Raw genomic sequence first — 18,860 nt, forward strand, 5'->3', positions numbered from 1 at the left:
GGCCGCGGTGCGCTCAGCCGGCGAGCGGGTTGAGGACCATCGGCTCGACCGTGCCGTCCAGCATCGCGCCCAGGCCGAGGATCGAGCAGGTGTCGGGCCGTTCGGCGATGGCCACCGGCATCCCGGTGGCGGTGCGCAGCAGCTGGTCGAAGCCCGGCAGCAGCGCGCTGCCGCCGACCATCATGATGCCCCGGTCGGCGAGGTCGGCCACCAGGTCGGGAGGGCAGTCCCGCAGCACCTTGCCGAGTCCGTCCAGCACCGCCGTGAGCGGGGTGTGGATCGCCTGGCGCACGGCGGCGGTGTCCACCTGCACCGAGCGGGCCAGCCCGGTCGCCACATCACGGCCGTGGATCTCGGTCACGGCGGGCCCCTGCGCCGTCAGCCCGTTGCCGCTGAGGGCCAGTTGCAGGGGGCGCACGGACTGGCTCGGCAGCATCAGCTGGTGGTGCTGGCGCAGGTGCTGGATCACCGCGTTGTCGATGGTGTTGCCGCCGATCGGGATGCGGACGGCGGTGACGATGGAGCCGAGCGAGAGCACCGCGATCTGGGTGGTGGCCGCCCCGCACACCATGATCATGGTGGCGGTCGGCTGCGCGACCGGGAGCCCGCAGCCGACGGCCGCCGCGATCAGGGTGTCCACCAGCTCCACCCTGCGGGCGCCGAGCCCGACCAGGGTCTCCACCGTCGCGCGCTGGGCCAGCGGATCGGCCTCGTGCGGCGTGCAGGCGGCGGCCCGCAGCCGGGGCTTGCGGCGCAGCTGGCGGCGGAGCTTGTCGCCGATGAGGTGGCGCAGCATGCGCTGGGCCATCTCGATGTCCACGACGGTGCCGCCCGACACCGGCCGGGCCACCCGGATGTACCCGGGGGTGCGGCCGGTCATCTGCTCGGCGAGCGTGCCCACCGCGATGAGCGATCCGGTGCGGGTGTTGACGGCCGCGACGCTCGGTTCGTCGACGACGAGCCCGAGCCCCTTCACGTACACCCGGGTCCTCGCGGCCCCCAGGTCGACGGCGATGTGGCAACGGCGCAACTGCTCAAGGCTGACGGTCACGGCAGGTTCTCCCGAGAGCTGGTGGGGTCCCGGCGGCAGCCGGCTCTCCTTCGCATCGTGGGCGGCCCGGGGGCCGGGCGCGCGCTGGGGTACGCCGCTGGGGGTGCGGTGCGGTGGACCGGAGCCGCCGGTACCGGAAGCGGCCCTCGGCCCGGCAGCAGCCGCCGGTACCGGAATCGGCCCTCGGCCCGGCAGCAGCCGCCGGTACCGGAAGCGGCCCTCAGCCCGGCAGCAACCGCTGGAACAGGCCCCAGGTGAACTCGGCGACGTACGGGGCGCCCGTCGCCGGGTCCGTGAAGGCGAGAGCCCAGCGGGTCGGCGCGCTGCCCTCCGCGGGGCGGGCCGGTGCGAAGGCCCGGGCCACCTCGTCCACCGTGCAGGACCACGGCGTGAGGTCGGCCGCGCCGCGCAGTTCCGGGCCCGGGGCGCCGGGCGCGCGGACCAGCCAGGCGTTCCAGACGGCCCCGCCGGGGCCCGCCATCACCTCGAACCGCAGATCCGGCCAGAGCGGCAGCGTCCAGGAGAGCGCGTCGCACTCCAGATCGCCGACCGTGCGGCGGACGGAGCGTTCGGGCTCGCCGAGCACCGCGCGGTAGCGCCGCAGGGCACCCCGGCCGCCCGGGCCGCGCACCATGGCCTGCCAGCGGCGGTTCGCCTCGCGCATCTCGGCGGGGCTCGCGCTCAGCTCGTGCCGGGCGTCCTCGGCGAGGCCCGGCTGGTGGTCGGCCATCCGGCGGAGCAGGACGAGCTGGAACTGGAGCGGTCCGAAGGGGGCGGCGGTCATGCCGTCCATCCTGCCCCGCCCGGCGCCCCCGGCGCTCAGGCTTCGGTGGCGGGGTCCCCGGCGGTCCCGGCGGTCCCGGCGCCCCCGGAGGTCCCGACCGCGGCGTCCGTCCCCTCGGCGCCCAGCATCCGGAGCAGCAGGTCACGCAGTACCCCGCGCTCCGCGTCGGAGAGCCCGGCCAGCGGCTCGCGGGCGAAGTGCAGGGCCTCGCGCAGCCGCAGCGCGGTCCGGCGCCCCTTCTCGGTCGGGGCGGCGAGCTTCACCCGCCGGTCGTGCGGGTCCGGACGGCGCTCGACCAGCTCGCGCAGCTCCAGCCGGTCGACGATGCCGGTCACGTTCGACGGCTCGCACTTCAGCTTCTGGGCGATCTTGCGCATGGGCATCGGTTCCAGGGACAGCAGACCGAGGACGCGGGCCTGTGCCCCGGTGAGCGAGAAGGACGCGGCGGCCCGGTCGTACTCCTCGTAGTAGCGCGCCACGACGGTGCCGATCAGCTCGACGACTTCGAGGGTCAGAGGATCCGTGCGCGGGGTGGTCATGACACACAGGATACCCAGTTACTTGACAAGGTGAAATATTCAGGAGCATGGTTGTTTCATGTGGTGAAGCATTTCCCTCCCGTACGCCCCGCCTTCACCCCGTACGGTCCCCCCGCACACGAGAACGAGGAGAACCCGAGCCCATGTCTGCAGCACTTCCCACGTCCAGCCGTGAATGGCACCTCGTCGCCCGTCCGCACGGCTGGCCGAAGGCCGAGGACTTCGCGCTGCGTGAGACGCCGGTGGCGGCTCCGGCCGAGGGCCACGTCCTCGTCCGCAACCTGTACTTCTCGGTCGACCCCTACATGCGCGGCCGGATGAACGACGTGAAGTCCTACACCCCGCCCTTCCAGCTCGACCAGCCGATGGACGGCGGAGCGGTCGGCGAGGTCGTCGCCTCGAACGCCGAGGGAATCGCCGTCGGAGACCACGTCCTGCACGGACTCGGCTGGCGCGAGTACGCCGAGGTCCCCGGGGAGCGCGTGGCGAAGGTCGACCCGGACGTCGCCCCGCTCTCCGCCTACCTCGGCGTGCTCGGCATGACCGGCCTCACGGCCTACGCCGGCCTCCTGGAGGTCGCTTCCCTCAAGGAGGGCGACGTCGTCTTCGTCTCCGGCGCCGCCGGTGCCGTCGGCAGCCAGGTCGGCCAGATCGCCAGGCTCAAGGGCGCCTCCCGCGTCATCGGCTCGGCCGGCTCCGACGAGAAGGTCAAGCTCCTCGTCGAGGAGTACGGCTTCGACGCCGCGTTCAACTACAAGAACGGCCCGGTCCGCGACCAGCTCCGCGAGGCCGCCCCCGACGGCATCGACGTCTACTTCGACAACGTCGGCGGCGAGCACCTGGAAGCCGCGATCTCGTCGTTCAACGTGCACGGCCGCGCCGCCATCTGCGGCATGATCGCCCAGTACAACAGCACCGAGCCGACCCCGGCCCCGCGCAACCTCGCCCTGGTCATCGGCAAGCGGCTGCGCCTGGAAGGCCTGCTCGTCGGCGACCACACCGCGCTCCGGCCGAAGTTCGTCGAGGAGGCGGCCGGCTGGCTCGCCTCGGGCGAACTCAAGTACCGCGAGACCACCGTCGAGGGCATCGAGAACGGCTTCGACGCCTTCGACGGCCTGATGCGCGGCGAGAACACCGGAAAGATGATCGTCTCCCTCGTCTGATCCAGGACGGTCCCCGGACCGCCCGCCCCCACCGGCAGAAGGAATCACCGCATGAGCATCCCGAACATCACCGTCGCGTACACCGCCGTCGCCACCGCCGAGAACGGCCGTGACGGGCGGGTCCACTCCGACGACGGGAACCTCGACGTCGTCGTCAACCCGCCGAAGGCGATGGGCGGCAGCGGCAACGGCACCAACCCCGAGCAGCTCTTCGCGGCCGGGTTCAGCGCCTGCTTCCAGAGCGCCCTCGGTGTCGTCGCCCGGCAGAAGAAGATCAGCATCGCCGGTTCGACCGTGACCGCCTCGGTCGGCATCGGTCAGGCCGACACGGGCGGCTTCGGCCTGGAGGTCGCGCTCACCGTCTCCCTGCCGGAGCTGGACAAGGCCACCGCGCAGGAGCTCGTCGAGCAGGCCCACCAGGTCTGCCCCTACTCCAACGCCACGCGCGGCAACATCAAGGTCGACCTGATCGTCGCCTGATCCGGTCCGGTCACGCCCCGCGGGGCCGCGCCCCCGGGAACCCCGGGGGCGCGGCCCCGCGGGGCGTCGCCCTCGACGGGCCCCCGTCCGCTCCCCGCGGACCCGCAAGTACCCTGACCCCATGAGTGATCTCGGGGCCGGATTCGGCTACTTGATGAAGGGCCAGCGCTGGGTCGGCCGGCACGGCCGCTGGTTCGGCTTCGGGTTGCTGCCCGGACTGATCACGCTCGTCCTGTACGCCGGGGCGCTCGTCGGACTCGCCTACGGCGCCGACGACTTCGCCGACTGGTCCACCCCGTTCGCGGACGACTGGTCCTCGCCCTGGCTCGGTCTGCTCCGCAACACGCTGACCGTTCTGGTCTTCGCCTTCGGGCTGTTCCTGGCGGTCATCACCTTCACCGCCGTGACGCTCCTGGTCGGCCAGCCGTTCTACGAGTCGCTCTCCGAGGAGGTCGACCGCAGCGAAGGCGGCGAGGTCCCCGAATCGGGTATGCCGCTCTGGCGCGAACTCTGGATCTCCGCCCGGGACTCCGTACGGATCCTGGTGCGGGTCTCCCTCTACGGCATCGCGCTCTTCGCCCTCGGGTTCATCCCGGTGGCCGGGCAGACGGTCGTCCCCGTCCTCGGGTTCTGCGTCTCCGGCTACTTCCTCGCCGAGGAACTCACCTCCGTCGCCCTCCAGCGCCGGGGCCGCGACCTGCGCTCCCGCCTCGCCCTGCTGCGCCGCCGGCGGATGCTGGTCCTCGGCTTCGGCGTCCCGCTGACGCTCGCCTTCCTCGTCCCGGTCGTCGCGGTGTTCCTGATGCCCGGCGCGGTGGCCGGCGCCACCCTCCTCGTCCGCGACCTCGTCGACGCGGACGACGCCGCCGCACGCCCCGCGCCGGTCGCCTCGCTCGTGAAGGAGGAGTAGGGACCGCCGCCCCGGCGGATCCCCCCACGCCCCGGCTCCCCGCGCCCCGAGCCGCACGCGGCCGCACGACGCGTGCCCCTCCGCCGTCGGGCCCGCAGGTGACGTGCCCGTCCTGCCCCCGCCTCCCGCGGACGCCGGAGCGTGTTCTCCTCCCGTACCCCACCCGGGCGTTCCGGGGGCCGGTAGCGGCTCAGCCCCCGACGTAGGCCGCCAAGTGCTCCCCGGTCAGCGTCGACCGGGCTGCGACCAGCTCGGCCGGGGTGCCCTCGAAGACGACCCGTCCACCGTCGTGGCCCGCGCCGGGACCGAGGTCGACGATCCAGTCGGCGTGCGCCATGACCGCCTGGTGGTGCTCCACGACGATCACCGACGTGCCCGCGTCGACGAGCCGGTCGAGCAGACCGAGCAACTGCTCGACGTCGGCGAGGTGCAGACCCGTGGTCGGCTCGTCGAGCAGCAGGACCCCGCCCTTGACGCCCATGTGCGTCGCCAGCTTGAGGCGCTGGCGCTCACCGCCGGAGAGCGTCGTCAACGGCTGCCCCAGGGTGAGGTATCCGAGTCCGACGTCGACGAGCCGGTCGAGGATCCGCTGCGCCGCCGGTGTGGCCGCCTCACCCCCGGAGAAGAACTCCCGCGCCTCGGCGGCCGACATGGACAGCACCTCGCTGATGTCCCGCCCACCGAGCCGGAATTCGAGCACCGCGGCCTGGTAGCGGCGGCCTTCGCACTCCTCGCAGACCGAGGAGACCCCCGCCATCATCGCCAGATCGGTGAAGACGACCCCGATGCCGTTGCAACCGGGGCACGCCCCCTCGGAGTTGGCGCTGAAGAGCGCCGGCTTCACGCCGTTGGCCTTCGCGAACGCCTTGCGGACCGGGTCCAGCAGCCCGGTGTACGTCGCCGGGTTGCTGCGCCGGGAACCCCGGATGGGGCTCTGGTCCACCGAGACGACGTCCTCGCCCCCCGCCTGCCGGGGCAGCGAACCGTGCACCAGCGAGCTCTTGCCCGAACCGGCCACCCCGGTGACGACGGTGAGCACCCCGAGCGGGATGTCCACGTCCACGTCGCGCAGGTTGTGGGCCGACGCCCCGCGGATCTTCAGCGCCCCGGTGGACGCGCGCACCTCCTCCTTGAGCGCGGCCCGGTCGTCGAAGTGGCGGCCGGTGACCGTACCGCTCTTCCGCAGCCCTTCCACGGTCCCCTCGAAGCAGACCGTGCCACCCGCCGAACCGGCGCCCGGGCCCAGGTCCACCACGTGGTCGGCGACGGAGATCGTCTCCGGCTTGTGCTCCACCACGAGCACGGTGTTGCCCTTGTCCCGCAGCCTCAGCAGCAGGCCGTTCATCCGCTGGATGTCGTGCGGGTGCAGCCCGATGGTGGGCTCGTCGAAGACGTACGTGACATCGGTCAGCGAGGAACCGAGGTGGCGGATCATCTTCACGCGCTGCGCCTCCCCGCCGGAGAGGGTGCCGGCCGGGCGGTCGAGCGAGAGGTAGCCGAGCCCGATCTCGACGAACGAGTCGAGCGTCGACCCCAGCGCGGCCAGCAGCGGTGCCACCGACGGCTCGTCCAGCGAGCCCACCCAGACGGCGAGATCGCTGATCTGCATCGCGCAGGCGTCGGCGATGGAGACGCGCGCGATCTTCGAGGACCGCGCACCCTCGCTGAGCCGGGTGCCCGCGCACTCGGGGCAGGTGGTGAAGGTGACCGCGCGCTCCACGAACGCCCTCACGTGCGGCTGGAGCGCCTCCTTGTCCTTGGACAGGAAGGATTTCTGGATCTTGGGGATCAGCCCCTCGTAGGTGAGGTTGACCCCTTCCACCTTCACCTTGGTCGGCTCCCGGTGCAGGAAGTCCCGCATCTCCTTCTCCGTAAAGTCGCGGATCGGCTTGTCCGGGTCGAGGAAGCCCGACTCGGCGTAGACCCGCACGGTCCAGAAGCTGTCGGACTTCCAGCCGGGGATGGTGAACGCGCCCTCGGCGAGCGACTTGGAGTCGTCGTAGAGCTGGGTCAGGTCGATGTCCGAGACGGAGCCCCGGCCCTCGCACCGCGGGCACATGCCGCCGGTCGGGTCGAAGGTCGCCTTCACGGTCTTCCTGGCGCCGCGCTCGACGGTGATCGCACCGCTCGCACGCACCGAGGGGACGTTGAACGCGTAGGCGCTGGGCGGACCGATGTGCGGCTCGCCGAGGCGGCTGAAGAGGATGCGCAGCATCGCGTGGGTGTCGGTGACGGTGCCGACCGTGGAGCGGGGGTCCGCGCCGAGCCGCTGCTGGTCGACGAGGATCGCCGTGGTCAGGCCGTCGAGCACGTCCACCTCGGGACGGGACAGCGTCGGCATGAAGCCCTGCACGAAAGCGCTGTACGTCTCGTTGATCAGCCGCTGCGACTCGGCCGCGACGGTGCCGAAGACCAGCGAGCTCTTGCCCGACCCGGAGACCCCGGTGAACACCGTCAGCCGCCGCTTGGGGATCTCGACGCTGACGTCCTTGAGGTTGTTCACGCGCGCGCCGTGCACCCGGATCAGATCGTGGCCGTCCGCGCCGCGCTCCCCGGCCGTCCGTCGATCCGTTCCCTGGGCCCTGCTCATGCTCTCTCCTCCTGCGGGTGTGGTGTGGTGTGGTGCGTCGCGGTGTCCGCGTGTCCGCGGACGACCGGGGCGGTGGGCGGGTGCGTCACTTCCCGCGGGACCGGGCGAAACGCAGCATGTTGCCGGAGGGGTCGCGGAAGGCGCAGTCACGCACGCCGTACGGCTGGTCGATCGGCTCCTGGAGCACCTCGCCGCCCGCCGCGCGGATGCGCTCGAAGGTGGCGTCGACGTCGTCGGTCGTGAAGATGACCCCGCGCAGCAGGCCCTTCGCGAGCAGTTCCGCCACGGCCTGCCGGTCGGTGGCCGAGGCGGAGGGGTCGGCCAGCGGAGGCTCCAGCACGATGTCCACGCCGGGCTGCGCGGGGGAGCCGACGGTCACCCATCGCATCCCCTCGAACCCGACGTCGTTGCGGACTTCGAGGCCGAGCACGTCGCGGTAGAAGGGGAGCGCCTTGTCGTGGTCGTCGACGGCGATGAAGCACTGGGAGAGGTTGATGTCCATGCGTTTCACGCTACGGGCGGGGTCATCGTTTCGCTTCTCCATTCCTGACCGGTCTCGTGTGGATCTTCGCGACGCAGGCGGGGACGGCGGCGCCCTCCTCGTGGGACCGCGCCCGGTAGGCGCTCGGGCTCTCGCCGACCAGCTCGGTGAAGCGGGAGCTGAACGAGCCCAGCGAGGTGCAGCCGACCTCGAAGCAGACGTCCGTGACCGACAGATCACCCCGCCGCAGCAGCGCCTTCGCCCGCTCGATCCGGCGCGTCATGAGGTAGCTGTACGGAGTCTCCCCGAAGGCGGCCCTGAAGCTCCGGGAGAAGTGGCCGGCGGACATCAGGGCGGTCCGCGCCAGCGCGGGCACGTCGAGCGGCCGGGCGTACTCGCGGTCCATCCGGTCCCTGGCCCGGCGCAGCCCGCGGAGGTCCTCCAACGACGTCATCCGGCCACCTTCGCACAGGGCCCGCGGGCCGCGCCCGGCCCTTCGCGCGATCCACGACCCCGGCCCCCCGCGCCGGACACGACCCGGAGGGATGACCGGGCCCGAACCGGGGTAGGTACCGGGCTCGGGACGGTCCACGCACGGAGGAGCCCCGCGGCGGACCTGACACCGCCGCGGGGCTCCTCCCTCGCCTTCCCGGAGCCCTCTCAGCGCACCGAGAAGCCGTACTCCGTCGTCGAGACGTACTCCTCGCCCGGCCGCAGCACGGTGCTCGGGAACTCCGGCCGGTTCGGCGAGTCCGGGAAGTGCTGGGTCTCCAGCGCGATGCCGGCGGACGGCACGTACGGGGTGCCGTCCAGGTGGTCGGCGGTGTAGAGCTGGATGCCCGGTTCGGTGGTACGGACCGTCAGCACCCGCCCCGAACCCGCGTCGTACAGCTCGGCCGCCGCCGCGCCGCCCCCGTCCGGGGAACCCGGGGCGTCCAGCACGTAGTTGTGGTCGTACCCGGGGCCCACCGGCTTGGGGCCGCGGAAGTCGAACCGGGTGCCGTCCACCGGGGCGAGTTCGCCCGTCGGCAGCGAGGCGGAGTCCACCGGGGTGATCCGCCCGGCCGCGATCCGCAGCTCGTGCCCGAGCGCGCTGCCGCTGCCGGCGCCCGCGAGGTTCCAGTACGTGTGGTTGGTCAGGTTCACGACGGTCGGCGCGTCGGTCGTCGCCCGGTAGCCGATCCGCAGCGCCCCGCCCGGCTCCAGGGTGTACGTCACCGTGACCGCGAGCCGCCCCGGGAACCCCTCTTCGCCGTCCTCGGACACGAGGCGCAGCTCCACGCCGCCGGCCGCCTCACGGGCCGTCCAGACACGCTTGTCGAAGCCGCGCGCCCCGCCGTGCAGCTGGTTGGGGCCCTCGTTGGCGGTCAGCCGGTGGGTGCGGCCGTCGAGGGTGAAGGCGGCCCCGCCGATGCGGTTCGCGTACCGGCCGCACACCGCGCCGAAGAAGGGCGACGCGTGGGTGACGTAACCGTCCAGGTCCGGCAGGCCGAGGACGACCTCGCCGGCCGCCCCGTCCCGCCCGGGCACCTCCACCGACTGCACGATCGCGCCGTACGTCAGCACGCGTACCCGGACCCCGTCGCGCTCCAGGGTCCAGCGCTCCACGGACGTGCCGTCCGCGAGGGTGCCGAATGCGTCGCTGCTGATCGTCGTCACCGTACTCATGATCGGACTTTACGCTGGTGGGGCCGGTGCCGTGACATTGCGGTAGGCGATCTCCGCCAGCCGGGCCTGCCCGTCGCGCCCCGGGTGGAACCAGTCCCACGGGCTGAGCTGGGCGCCGGTGAACGCGTAGTCGAAGACCGCGTCGCCGTCGTACCGGCAGAGGTCGTCCTTCGCGCACACCTCGCGCAGCACCCTGTTGTACGCGACGACGCGCTCGCGCACCGCGGCCCGCCGGGCGGTCGCCGCGATGCCCAGGTCGTCGGCGTCGGCCAGCATCGACTTGCAGATCCCGAGCTTCCACACCTGCTTGCCCAACGGGTTGCGGCGGCCGGTGGACCAGAGCCGCCACAGGTCCGGCACGCTGGCCACGTACACCTGCGCACCGGGGACGGCGGCCCGCAGCTGCCGCAGCGACAGGTCGAAGGAGAACCGGAAGTCCTCCACGGGGGTCATCGACTCCACCGAGCCCCGGCAGGCGTCGTTGGCGCCGATCATCACCGTCACCAGCTCCGGACGTTCCCGCGCGGCCTCGGCCATCTGCTCCGGCAACTGGGCGATCCGGGCTCCCGACACGGCGTGGTTCCAGCTGTGCGCCGCCACCTCGGACGGGCCCAGGAGGCGGGCCGCGAGGCTGCGCACCGCGCCGTCCGTGCCGGTGGCCCAGGAGACCTCGGGACAGTCGGCCAGCACCGAGCAGGCGTCGAAACCCCGGGTCATCGAATCGCCGACCGCCGCGACCGAACCGGGGTGGCGGTCCCACACCGGACCGGCGGGCGCGGCGGCCGGGGTGTGCCCCTCGCCCCGGGGCGTGCTCTTCGCGCCCCCGTCCGATCCGGCGGAACAGCCCGTCAGCGCGAGTGCGCCGGCGCACGCCCATACCGCCCATCCGGTGACGGCGGAACGGGTGCGGCGAGACGGCCGTGTGCGTTCCGGCATCCTCTACCTCCGGTCGTTGCTGGCCCATGCCCGTGGTCGTGGCCCCTGGTCGTCGCCCCCGGCACACCCGCACCCGCAGGCGTGCGCCGGGCGCGCCCCGCCGGGTGGAAGCAGGCGATCGAGGGGCCCCGGACCGACCGTACGTCACACGTCCGCCCCCGGCGCACGGTAGCTTTTTCCCGTCGGACCAGCGACAGCGGCCGCCCGCGCCCGCGCGGGAGGTCCGGTAAGTTACCTCACGTCACATACTGTCCGTTTTCTGGAGATTATCTCCCGATGCTGTTTACTGATGACAACCTCGGGAACCGGCCGGGAACAGGCGGTACGGGCGCGAGGCCGCTGGAAAAGGCGTACCTCGTCCCACACGGGAGGTTCCGGTGACGACACGTGGAGTCCTGTACGTACACTCCGCACCGCGCGCGCTCTGCCCGCACATCGAATGGGCGGTCGCGGGCGTACTCGGAGTGCGGGTCCAGTTGGACTGGATCAGACAGCCGGCCGCGCCCGGCACCTGGAGGTCCGAGTTCTCCTGGCGGGGCCGCGCCGGCACCGCGTCGGAACTGGCCTCCGCCCTGCGCGGCTGGGACCTCATCCGCTTCGAGGTGACCGCCGAGCCGTGCTCCACGGCCGAGGGCGAGCGCTACAGCTCCACCCCCACGCTCGGCATCTTCCACGCCGTCACCGGCATGAACGGCGACATCCTCGTCCCCGAGGACCGGCTGCGGGCCGCCCTGATGCGCTCCCTGCGCGAGGAGAGCGACCTGGAGGCGGAGGTCGCCGGGCTCATCGGCAAGCCCTGGGACGACGAGCTGGAGTCCTTCCGGCACGCCGGAGAGGGCGCCCCGGTCCGCTGGCTCCACCAGGTGGTCTGACGCCCGGAGCCGTCGGGTGGAGCCGGCGCAGCGGACCGCATGGTGAACAACCGGGGGACCGCGCGCCGCCGCCTGGGTACGCTGCGCGCCCATGACCTTCATGAAGGTGCGAGGCGCCACCCTCCGGCACGACGACTCCGGACCCTCCGGCGGAATCCCCGTCCTCCTCATCCACGGCCACCCGTTCGACCGAACGCTCTGGGCCCCGCAGGTCCGGGCGCTGACCGCCGCCGGGTACCGGGTGATCACCCCCGACCTGCGCGGCTACGGTGCGAGCGAGGTGACGGAGGGAACGGTCCGCCTCGGCGACTTCGCCGACGACCTCGCCGCCCTCCTCGACCACCTCGGCCTCGCCGACGCGGTGGCCGGCGGGGTCTCGATGGGCGGTCAGATCGCCCTGGAGCTGCGCCGCCTCCACCCGGAACGGGTACGCGCCCTGGTGCTCTCCGACACCTCGGCACCGCCCGAGACCGAGGAGGGCAAGGCGTACCGCAACGCGCTCGCCGACCGGCTCCTCGCCGAGGGCATGGCCGGGTACGCCGCCGAGGTCATCGACAAGATGCTCGCCGACTACAACGTCACCGCCCAGCCCGAGGTCGCCCGGAAGGTGCTGGCCATGATGGGGTCCACCGACCCGCGCGGGGCGGCCGCCGCACTCCGCGGCCGGGCCGAGCGCGCCGACCTCCGGCCCGTGCTGGCCGCCGCCGACATCCCCGTACTCATCGTCGTCGGCGCCGACGACGTGTACACCCCGCTCTCCGACGCGCAGGAGCTGCACCGCCACGCCCCGCACGCCCGGCTCGACGTCATCGAGGGCGCGGGCCACCTGCCGGGAGCCGAGCAGCCCGAACGCTTCAACGCCGTCCTGCTCGACTTCCTCGCCACGCGGGTGAAGGGGGCGTGAGCGGCCCCCATCCGCTGCTGGACCTCTTCCTGGCGGCCGCCGGGGGACGCTTCCCGCCCGTCGACGGCGGGGTGACGGTGGTGGAACCCCTGCCCGGCGGGCTGGAGTGCTCCGTCGCCTTCACCGGCCACGCCGTCGTCGCCACCGCGCTCCCCGCCGACGAGGTCCGCGCGGCCGGACCCGACGGCTACGGCGCCTCGCTCGCACCGGACTTCCTGCGGCTGCTCGCGGGGCCGCACGGCACCGTCGGCGTCACCGACGCGACCCTCACCGCCCCCGGCGCCGGCGGGCCACCCCGCCTCGGCCCCCTGGACGCCCACGACGGCCACCCACGCGTGCTGTTCGCCCGCCGGATCCGCAGGAACGTCACGGTGCACGGGGACGAGCGGGGCCTGATCACCCTCGCCGAAGGGCTCGCCGGCCGGTTGGAGATCAGCCTCGAACTCCACCACCCGGACGCCCCAGCCGCCGGCGGTCCGCGCCGGGGCCGCGGTCTGCTGGCCGACGCCCTCACGCTCGTCCCGAGGGGCCGGCCCGTCTTCGCGGCCGTCGCCCCGGGCAACGCCCGCTCCCTGCGCGCCTTCCTCGCCGCCGGGTTCGTCCCGGTCGGCAGCGAGGTGATCATCGCCCCCGGGCGCGGGTGAGGGGAGCCCGGACACGGCGAAGCCCGCCTCCCCGGAGACCGGAGGAGGCGGGCTTCGCCGTACGGGAGCGAGCGTCCCGCGAGGGACGGCCGGAGGAACGGATCAGACGCTGCGGAAGGCCAGCACCACGTTGTGGCCGCCGAAGCCGAACGAGTTGTTGATCGCGGCGATCGGACCCTCGGGCAGCGGCTGCGGCTTGTCGCGGACGATGTTCGCCGTCACGTCGTCGTCGAGGTTCTCGATGTTGATCGTCGGCGGGGCCGTCCGGTGGTGCAGCGCGAGGACCGTGGCCACGGTCTCGATGCCGCCCGCGCCACCGAGCAGGTGACCCGTCATCGACTTGGTCGCGGAGATCGCGACGTGGTCGAGGTCGTCGCCCAGCACCGCGCTCAGCGCCTTCAGCTCGGCCACGTCGCCCTGCGGCGTGGACGTGGCGTGCGCGTTGAGGTGGACGATCTCCGACGGCTTGAGGTCCGTCGTGTCCAGCAGGTTGCGCATCGCGGCCGCGATGCCCCGGCCGGTCGGCTCGGGCTGCGCGATGTGGTGCGCGTCGGCCGACAGGCCCTGGCCCAGCACCTCGCAGTAGACCTTGGCGCCGCGGGCGGCGGCGTGCTCGGCCGACTCCAGGACGACGACGCCGGCGCCCTCGCCGAGGACGAAGCCGTCACGGCCGGTGTCGTACGGACGCGAGGCCTTCTCGGGCTCGTCGTTGCTCTTGGACATCGCCATCATGTTGGCGAACGCCGCGATCGGCAGCGGATGGATCGCCGCCTCGGTACCACCGGCGACGACCACGTCGGCACGGCCGGTACGGATCATCTCGACGGCGTACCCGATGGCCTCGGCGCCCGACGCACACGCAGAGACCGGAGTGTGCACACCGGCCTGGGCGTTGACCTCCAGGCCGACGTTGGCCGCCGGGCCGTTCGGCATGAGCATGGGGACGGTGTGCGGGGAGACGCGGCGTACGCCCTTCTCCTTCAGCACGTCGTACTGGTCGAGCAGCGTGATCACACCACCGATGCCGGAGGCGATGACCGTGCCCAGCCGCTCGGGCTGGATCTTCTCGTCCTCACCGGCCTTGCCGGTGAAGCCGGCGTCCGCCCACGCCTCGCGGGCCGCGATCAGCGCGAACTGCGCCGAGCGGTCCAGCTTGCGGGCGAGCGGGCGGGGCAGTACCTCGCCCGGATCCACCGCAGCCAACGCGGCGATCCGGACGGGCAGTTCGGCGAAGCGCTCACCTTCGAGGGGCTTGACGCCGGAGCGACCGGCCATGAGCCCTTCCCAGGTGGATGCGGAGTCGCCACCCAGCGGAGTGGTTGCGCCGATACCGGTGACGACCACGGTGCGATTGGTCGAGTTCACTGGAAAATCTTCTCCACGTGTAGAGGGTCGTGAATCAGCGGCGCCACCGCCGGGTGGCGACACACGAACCGGCCTGGGATCAGGCCTGGTTCTTCAGGATGTAGGCGGCGGCGTCGCCGACCGTCTTGAGGTTCTTGACGTCCTCGTCGGGGATCTTGACGTCGAAGCGCTCTTCGGCGGCGACGACGACCTCGACCATGGACAGCGAGTCGACGTCCAGGTCGTCGGTGAAGGACTTGTCCAGCTGGACGTCCTCGACCGGGATACCGGCGATCTCGTTGACGATCTCGGCGAGACCGGTGACGATCTCTTCCTGGGTGGCGGCCATGTGGGCGCTCCTTCGTGGGTTGTCTGCTGGGGTTCTGGCGTCCGGACGGGAAGTTCCGGTGTGGCCGGTTCTTCTCGGTCGGACCGGGCGAAAAGCCTTAGGGGAGAGTAACGACCGTCGCGGCGAAGACGAGACCCGCCCCGAAGCCGATGACGAGCGCGGTGTCGCCGCTCTTCGCCTGCCCGGTCGCCAGGAGCCGCTCCATCGCGAGCGGGATCGAGGCGGCGGAGGTGTTGCCGGTCGTCTCGATGTCGCGGGCGACGGTGACGTGCTCCGGCAGTTTGAGGGTCTTCACCATCGAGTCGATGATCCGCATGTTGGCCTGGTGCGGAATGAAGACGTCCAGGTCTTCCGGGGAGACCCCGGCGGCCTCCAGCGCCTGCTGGGCCACCTTGGCCATCTCGTAGACGGCCCAGCGGAAGACCGCCTGGCCCTCCTGCGTGATGGCCGGGAACTTCTCCGGGCGCTCGGCGTGGAACTCGTCCCACGCCACGGTCTGCTTGATGGTGTCCGACTTGTCGCCCTCGGAACCCCACACGGTCGGCCCCATGGCCGGCACCCGCGAGGGACCGACGACCACGGCGCCCGCACCGTCGCCGAAGAGGAAGGCCGTGGCCCGGTCCGTCAGGTCGGTGAGGTCGCTGAGCCGCTCCACGCCGATGACGAGGACGTACTCCGCGGAACCGTCGACGACCATGCCCTTGGCGAGGGCCAGGCCGTAGCCGAAGCCCGCGCAGCCGGCCGAGATGTCGAAGGCGGCGGGCTTGCCCGCGCCGATCTTGTACGCGATCTCGGTGGCGACGGCCGGGGTCTGCTTGAAGTGCGAGACGGTGGAGACGATCACTCCGCCGATCTGCTCGGGGGTGATCCCCGCGTCGGCGATGGCCTTGCCGGCGGCCTCCACGGACATGGCGGACACGGTCTCCTCGTCGGAGGCCCAGTGCCGGGTGGCGATGCCGGAGCGGGAGCGGATCCACTCGTCGGACGAGTCGATCGTTTCGAGGATCACCTCGTTCGGCACCACACGGGTCGGGCGGTAACCGCCGACCCCCATGATGCGTGCGTACGGGGCGCCCTGGCTGGGCTTGATCTTCGACATGCTCGTGCTCCTTAGGCTGACGCGTGCTCGGAGATGAGCGCCCGGGCCGCGTCGAGGTCGTCGGGTGTCTTGAGCGCGAGGGTCTGTACGCCGGGCATCGCGCGCTTCGCGAGCCCCGTGAGGGTGCCACCGGGGCACACCTCGACGAGCGCGGTCACCCCGAGCCCCAGGAACGTCTCCATGCACAGGTCCCAGCGGACCGGGTTCGCGACCTGACCGACCAGGCGCTCGACGACCTCGGCGCCGGTGGCGACCGGCCTGCCGTCCGCGTTCGACACGTACGTCACGGTGGGATCGGCGACCTTCAGGCCCTGCGCCGCTTCGCGCAGCCGCTCCACCGCCGGCGCCATGTGGTGCGTGTGGAACGCCCCGGCGACCTTGAGCGGCACCACGCGGCGCACACCCTCCGGCTTGTTCTCGGTCAGCTCGGCGATCTGCGCGGCCGTGCCCGCGGCGACGATCTGGCCGCCGCCGTTCACGTTGGCCGGCGTCAGCCCGAGGCCCTCCAGGTGCGGGACCGTGACCTCCGGGTCGCCGCCGAGCAGCGCCGCCATGCCGGTCTCGGTGATCGCGGCGGCATCGGCCATCGCGAGCCCCCGCGTACGGACCAGGCGCAGCGCCGCCCCGTCGTCGAGCACACCGGCGAAGGCGGCGGCGGTGATCTCGCCGACGCTGTGCCCGGCCACGACGGCGGGCGAGGCGTTCAGCGCGGCGGCGGAGAGGAGACCCGCGGCCACCAGCAGGGGCTGGGCCACCGCGGTGTCACGGATTTCGTCGGCGTCGCCCTTCGTACCGTAGTGGGCGAGGTCGAGCCCGATGGCGTCGGACCACGCGGCGATGCGGTCACGGGCACCGGGCAGTTCGAGCCAGGGGGTCAGGAAGCCGGGCGTCTGAGCGCCTTGGCCGGGAGCGACGAGTACGAGCACCCTCACACTCTCTCTTGTGGACGGTCCCGAACGCCCGTGGGGACAGGGACGAAGAACCGTCAGGGGAATTGTTGAAGTCCGACAAAAGTCTAGGACTGGCCGTCCCTGGCGGCCAAGCGCCCCAGGATCAGTGCGACCCGGAGCGTGAAGGCGGAGCGCACATCCGACGGCGACCAGCCGGTGACGTCCGTCACACGTCGCAGCCGGTAGCGCACGGTGTTGGGGTGCACGAACAGCATCCGGGCGGCCCCTTCCAGGCTGCTCGCCTGCTCCAGGTAGACACTCAGCGTCTCCAGGAGCGCGGAGCCGGCCTCCTCCAGGGGGCTGTAGATCTCCTCCACCAACTGGTCCCGCGCGGCGGGGTCTCCGGCCATCGCCCGCTCCGGCAGGAGATCGTCGGCGAGGACCGGCCGCGGGGCGTCCTGCCACGCGACGCAGGCCTTCAGCCCGGCCGCCGCCGCCTGCGCGGACCGGGTCGCCGCCAGCAGGTCCGGGACGACCGGGCCGGCGACGACGGGACCGGCCGCGTACGGGCCGATGAGCCCTTTGGCGACCTGGAGCGGGTTGTCGCTGCCGCCGGCGATGACCACGAGGCGGTTGCCGAGCACCCCGGTCAGCACCTGCACCTTGGAGCCCCGCGCCGACCGCCGGATGGCCTCGACCGTCAGCTCGCTGTCCCCGTCGGGGGCGGTGCCGAGGATCACACAGACGTGCTCGGGGGAGTTCCAGCCGAGTGCGGCGGCCCGGGAGACCGCGCCCTCGTCGGCCTCACCGGAGAGCACGGCGTTGACCACGAGCGACTCGAGCCGCGCGTCCCACGCACCCCGCGCCTCGGCCGCCTGCGCGTACACCTGGGCGGTCGCGAAGGCGATCTCCCGGGCGTAGACGAGCAGCGCCTCCCGCAGCACGGACTCGTCGCCCGGCGCCGCGACCTCCTCGATCGCCGTCTCCATGACCTCGATCGTCGTACGCACCATCTCCACGGTCTGCCGCAGGGTGATCGCCCGGGTCAGCTCGCGCGGGGCGGTGCCGAAGACATCGGTGGAGATCGCCTGCGGGGTCTCCGGGTGGCGGAACCACTCGGTGAAAGCGGCGATGCCCGCCTGCGCCACCAGACCGATCCAGGACCGGTTCTCCGGGGGCATCGCCCGGTACCACGGGAGCGTCTCGTCCATGCGGGCGATGGCATTCGCCGACAGCCTGCCGGAGGACTGCTCGAGCCGTTTCAGGGTCGCGGCATGGAGATGGGCGTCTTGGGCGGCGCGCTGCGCGGGATCGGGTCGGGGCACGAAGACAAGACTGCCTTATCCGGGCAGAGGGGCGGAGGGGCGGGGCGCACGCCGGACGCGGGGGCACGGACGCGCGGCCGGTTTCCGGTCGTCCGGCCGGTTTCCGGTCGTTCCGGGGAGGGACGGCTCCCGGGAGCCCGGCTACGGTGGGGGCGTGATGTCCGTACACCGAGCGCAGAGCCGTTACGAGGGCGGGGACCGGGCGGCGGGGATCGAGTCCCGGCACGCCTTCTCCTTCGGTTCCTCCTACGACCCCGACAACCTCCGCTTCGGTGCGATCCTCGCCTGCAACGAGGAGCGGCTCGCCCCCGGCTCGGGCTTCGACGAACACCCGCACAGCCACACCGAGATCGTCACGTGGGTGGTGGAGGGCGAGCTCACCCACCAGGATTCGGCGGGCCACACCCGGGTGGTGCGCGCCGGTGACGTACAGCACCTCAGCGCGGCCGCCGGGGTCCGTCACGTCGAACGCAACGACGGCACAACCCCCCTGACGTTCCTTCAGATGTGGCTGGCGCCGCTGGAGGCCGGGGGCGAGCCCGCGTACACCGTCGTGCACGGCATCGCGGACTCCACCCCCTACGCCCTGCCCGCCGCCGGGGCGATACTGCACGTCCGCCGGCTCGCGGCCGGTGAGCGGGCGGCGGTCCCGGACGCGGCGCGGGCGTACGTCCACGTGGTGGCCGGAGAGGTGGCCCTCGGCGGCGAACACCTCGGGCCGGGCGACTCGGCCCGCGTCACCGGGGCCGAAGGGCTGGAGCTGTGCGCGGGGAGCGCCGCGCAGGTGCTGATCTGGGAACTGGCGGACTGACCGGCGGGACCGGCCGAGGG

At 72.6% G+C, this 18,860-nt stretch carries 20 protein-coding genes; 7 read left to right on the top strand and 13 right to left on the bottom strand.

The window, feature by feature from the left end; all coding sequences use genetic code 11:
* Positions 1 to 13: 13 nt before the first annotated feature.
* The 3 genes from PZB77_RS22295 to PZB77_RS22305 form a co-directional block, all read right to left on the bottom strand.
* Positions 14 to 1,051 carry a rod shape-determining protein gene (locus tag PZB77_RS22295; RefSeq protein ID WP_275494386.1) on the bottom strand — a complete coding sequence of 346 codons (1,038 nt, stop codon included), beginning with the start codon at positions 1,049 to 1,051 and terminating at the stop codon, positions 14 to 16.
* A gap of 220 nt (positions 1,052 to 1,271) precedes the next feature.
* Positions 1,272 to 1,844: a hypothetical protein gene (locus PZB77_RS22300; protein WP_275494387.1), complete on the bottom strand. Its 573-nt coding sequence runs from the start codon at positions 1,842 to 1,844 to the stop codon at positions 1,272 to 1,274.
* Positions 1,845 to 1,870: 26 nt separating this feature from the next.
* On the bottom strand, positions 1,871 to 2,374 hold the full coding sequence (locus PZB77_RS22305; RefSeq protein WP_275494388.1) for a MarR family transcriptional regulator: 504 nt from the start codon (positions 2,372 to 2,374) through the stop codon (positions 1,871 to 1,873).
* A gap of 143 nt (positions 2,375 to 2,517) precedes the next feature.
* Here PZB77_RS22305 and PZB77_RS22310 point away from each other — a divergent pair, with 143 nt between their 5' ends.
* The 3 genes from PZB77_RS22310 (at position 2,518) to PZB77_RS22320 (ending at position 4,927) form a co-directional block, all read left to right on the top strand.
* Positions 2,518 to 3,537, top strand: coding sequence for an NADP-dependent oxidoreductase (locus PZB77_RS22310; RefSeq protein WP_275494389.1), 1,020 nt, complete (start codon positions 2,518 to 2,520; stop codon positions 3,535 to 3,537).
* Positions 3,538 to 3,588: 51 nt separating this feature from the next.
* The gene (locus tag PZB77_RS22315; RefSeq protein WP_275494390.1) at positions 3,589 to 4,017 is read left to right on the top strand and encodes an organic hydroperoxide resistance protein; all 429 of its coding nucleotides are present in this window, start codon (positions 3,589 to 3,591) and stop codon (positions 4,015 to 4,017) included.
* Positions 4,018 to 4,138: 121 nt separating this feature from the next.
* Positions 4,139 to 4,927 carry an EI24 domain-containing protein gene (locus tag PZB77_RS22320; RefSeq protein WP_275494391.1) on the top strand — a complete coding sequence of 263 codons (789 nt, stop codon included), beginning with the start codon at positions 4,139 to 4,141 and terminating at the stop codon, positions 4,925 to 4,927.
* A gap of 190 nt (positions 4,928 to 5,117) precedes the next feature.
* Here PZB77_RS22320 and PZB77_RS22325 read toward each other — a convergent pair whose 3' ends face one another.
* The 5 genes from PZB77_RS22325 to PZB77_RS22345 form a co-directional block, all read right to left on the bottom strand.
* Positions 5,118 to 7,517 carry an excinuclease ABC subunit UvrA gene (locus PZB77_RS22325; protein WP_275494392.1) on the bottom strand — a complete coding sequence of 800 codons (2,400 nt, stop codon included), beginning with the start codon at positions 7,515 to 7,517 and terminating at the stop codon, positions 5,118 to 5,120.
* Positions 7,518 to 7,602: 85 nt separating this feature from the next.
* The gene (locus PZB77_RS22330; protein ID WP_275494393.1) at positions 7,603 to 8,019 is read right to left on the bottom strand and encodes a VOC family protein; all 417 of its coding nucleotides are present in this window, start codon (positions 8,017 to 8,019) and stop codon (positions 7,603 to 7,605) included.
* Positions 8,020 to 8,041: 22 nt separating this feature from the next.
* Positions 8,042 to 8,452, bottom strand: coding sequence for a helix-turn-helix transcriptional regulator (locus PZB77_RS22335; RefSeq protein WP_275494394.1), 411 nt, complete (start codon positions 8,450 to 8,452; stop codon positions 8,042 to 8,044).
* 206 nt (positions 8,453 to 8,658) lie between these two features.
* A complete protein-coding gene (locus PZB77_RS22340; RefSeq protein WP_275494395.1) occupies positions 8,659 to 9,666 on the bottom strand; it encodes an aldose epimerase family protein in 1,008 nt (335 codons plus the stop codon).
* A 9-nt stretch (positions 9,667 to 9,675) separates the two neighbouring features.
* A complete protein-coding gene (locus tag PZB77_RS22345) occupies positions 9,676 to 10,602 on the bottom strand; it encodes an SGNH/GDSL hydrolase family protein (protein ID WP_275494396.1) in 927 nt (308 codons plus the stop codon).
* A gap of 377 nt (positions 10,603 to 10,979) precedes the next feature.
* Between PZB77_RS22345 and PZB77_RS22350 the strand changes: the two genes are divergently transcribed.
* From PZB77_RS22350 to PZB77_RS22360, 3 genes are all read left to right on the top strand, one after another.
* On the top strand, positions 10,980 to 11,474 hold the full coding sequence (locus PZB77_RS22350) for a DUF3145 domain-containing protein (protein ID WP_275494397.1): 495 nt from the start codon (positions 10,980 to 10,982) through the stop codon (positions 11,472 to 11,474).
* Positions 11,475 to 11,565: 91 nt separating this feature from the next.
* Positions 11,566 to 12,378, top strand: coding sequence for an alpha/beta fold hydrolase (locus PZB77_RS22355; protein WP_275494398.1), 813 nt, complete (start codon positions 11,566 to 11,568; stop codon positions 12,376 to 12,378).
* Positions 12,375 to 13,022 (top strand): hypothetical protein, encoded by a 648-nt coding sequence (locus tag PZB77_RS22360; protein ID WP_275494399.1) that lies wholly within the window; start codon positions 12,375 to 12,377, stop codon positions 13,020 to 13,022. Before PZB77_RS22355 ends, PZB77_RS22360 begins: the two co-directional genes overlap by 4 nt.
* Before the next feature lie 102 nt (positions 13,023 to 13,124).
* Here the strand turns inward: PZB77_RS22360 and fabF are convergent, their stop codons facing one another.
* The 5 genes from fabF to PZB77_RS22385 all read right to left on the bottom strand — a co-directional run bounded on the left by fabF (position 13,125) and on the right by PZB77_RS22385 (position 18,029).
* Positions 13,125 to 14,387 (bottom strand): beta-ketoacyl-ACP synthase II, encoded by a 1,263-nt coding sequence (gene fabF / locus PZB77_RS22365; RefSeq protein ID WP_275494400.1) that lies wholly within the window; start codon positions 14,385 to 14,387, stop codon positions 13,125 to 13,127.
* A gap of 79 nt (positions 14,388 to 14,466) precedes the next feature.
* On the bottom strand, positions 14,467 to 14,715 hold the full coding sequence (locus tag PZB77_RS22370; RefSeq protein ID WP_275494401.1) for an acyl carrier protein: 249 nt from the start codon (positions 14,713 to 14,715) through the stop codon (positions 14,467 to 14,469).
* A 97-nt stretch (positions 14,716 to 14,812) separates the two neighbouring features.
* Positions 14,813 to 15,814, bottom strand: a complete 1,002-nt coding sequence (locus tag PZB77_RS22375) for a ketoacyl-ACP synthase III (protein ID WP_275494402.1) — start codon at positions 15,812 to 15,814, stop codon at positions 14,813 to 14,815.
* An 11-nt stretch (positions 15,815 to 15,825) separates the two neighbouring features.
* Positions 15,826 to 16,740 carry an ACP S-malonyltransferase gene (locus PZB77_RS22380; RefSeq protein WP_275494403.1) on the bottom strand — a complete coding sequence of 305 codons (915 nt, stop codon included), beginning with the start codon at positions 16,738 to 16,740 and terminating at the stop codon, positions 15,826 to 15,828.
* An 89-nt stretch (positions 16,741 to 16,829) separates the two neighbouring features.
* Complete coding sequence (locus PZB77_RS22385; protein WP_275494404.1) at positions 16,830 to 18,029, bottom strand: helix-turn-helix domain-containing protein; 1,200 nt, start codon at positions 18,027 to 18,029, stop codon at positions 16,830 to 16,832.
* Between the two features lie 154 nt (positions 18,030 to 18,183).
* On the opposite strand from PZB77_RS22385, the gene PZB77_RS22390 reads away from it, so the two are divergent.
* On the top strand, positions 18,184 to 18,840 hold the full coding sequence (locus tag PZB77_RS22390; protein WP_275494405.1) for a pirin family protein: 657 nt from the start codon (positions 18,184 to 18,186) through the stop codon (positions 18,838 to 18,840).
* The last annotated feature ends 20 nt before the right edge of the window (positions 18,841 to 18,860 follow it).

It is taken from the genome of Streptomyces sp. AM 2-1-1 (genome assembly GCF_029167645.1).
GTDB lineage: Bacteria > Actinomycetota > Actinomycetes > Streptomycetales > Streptomycetaceae > Streptomyces.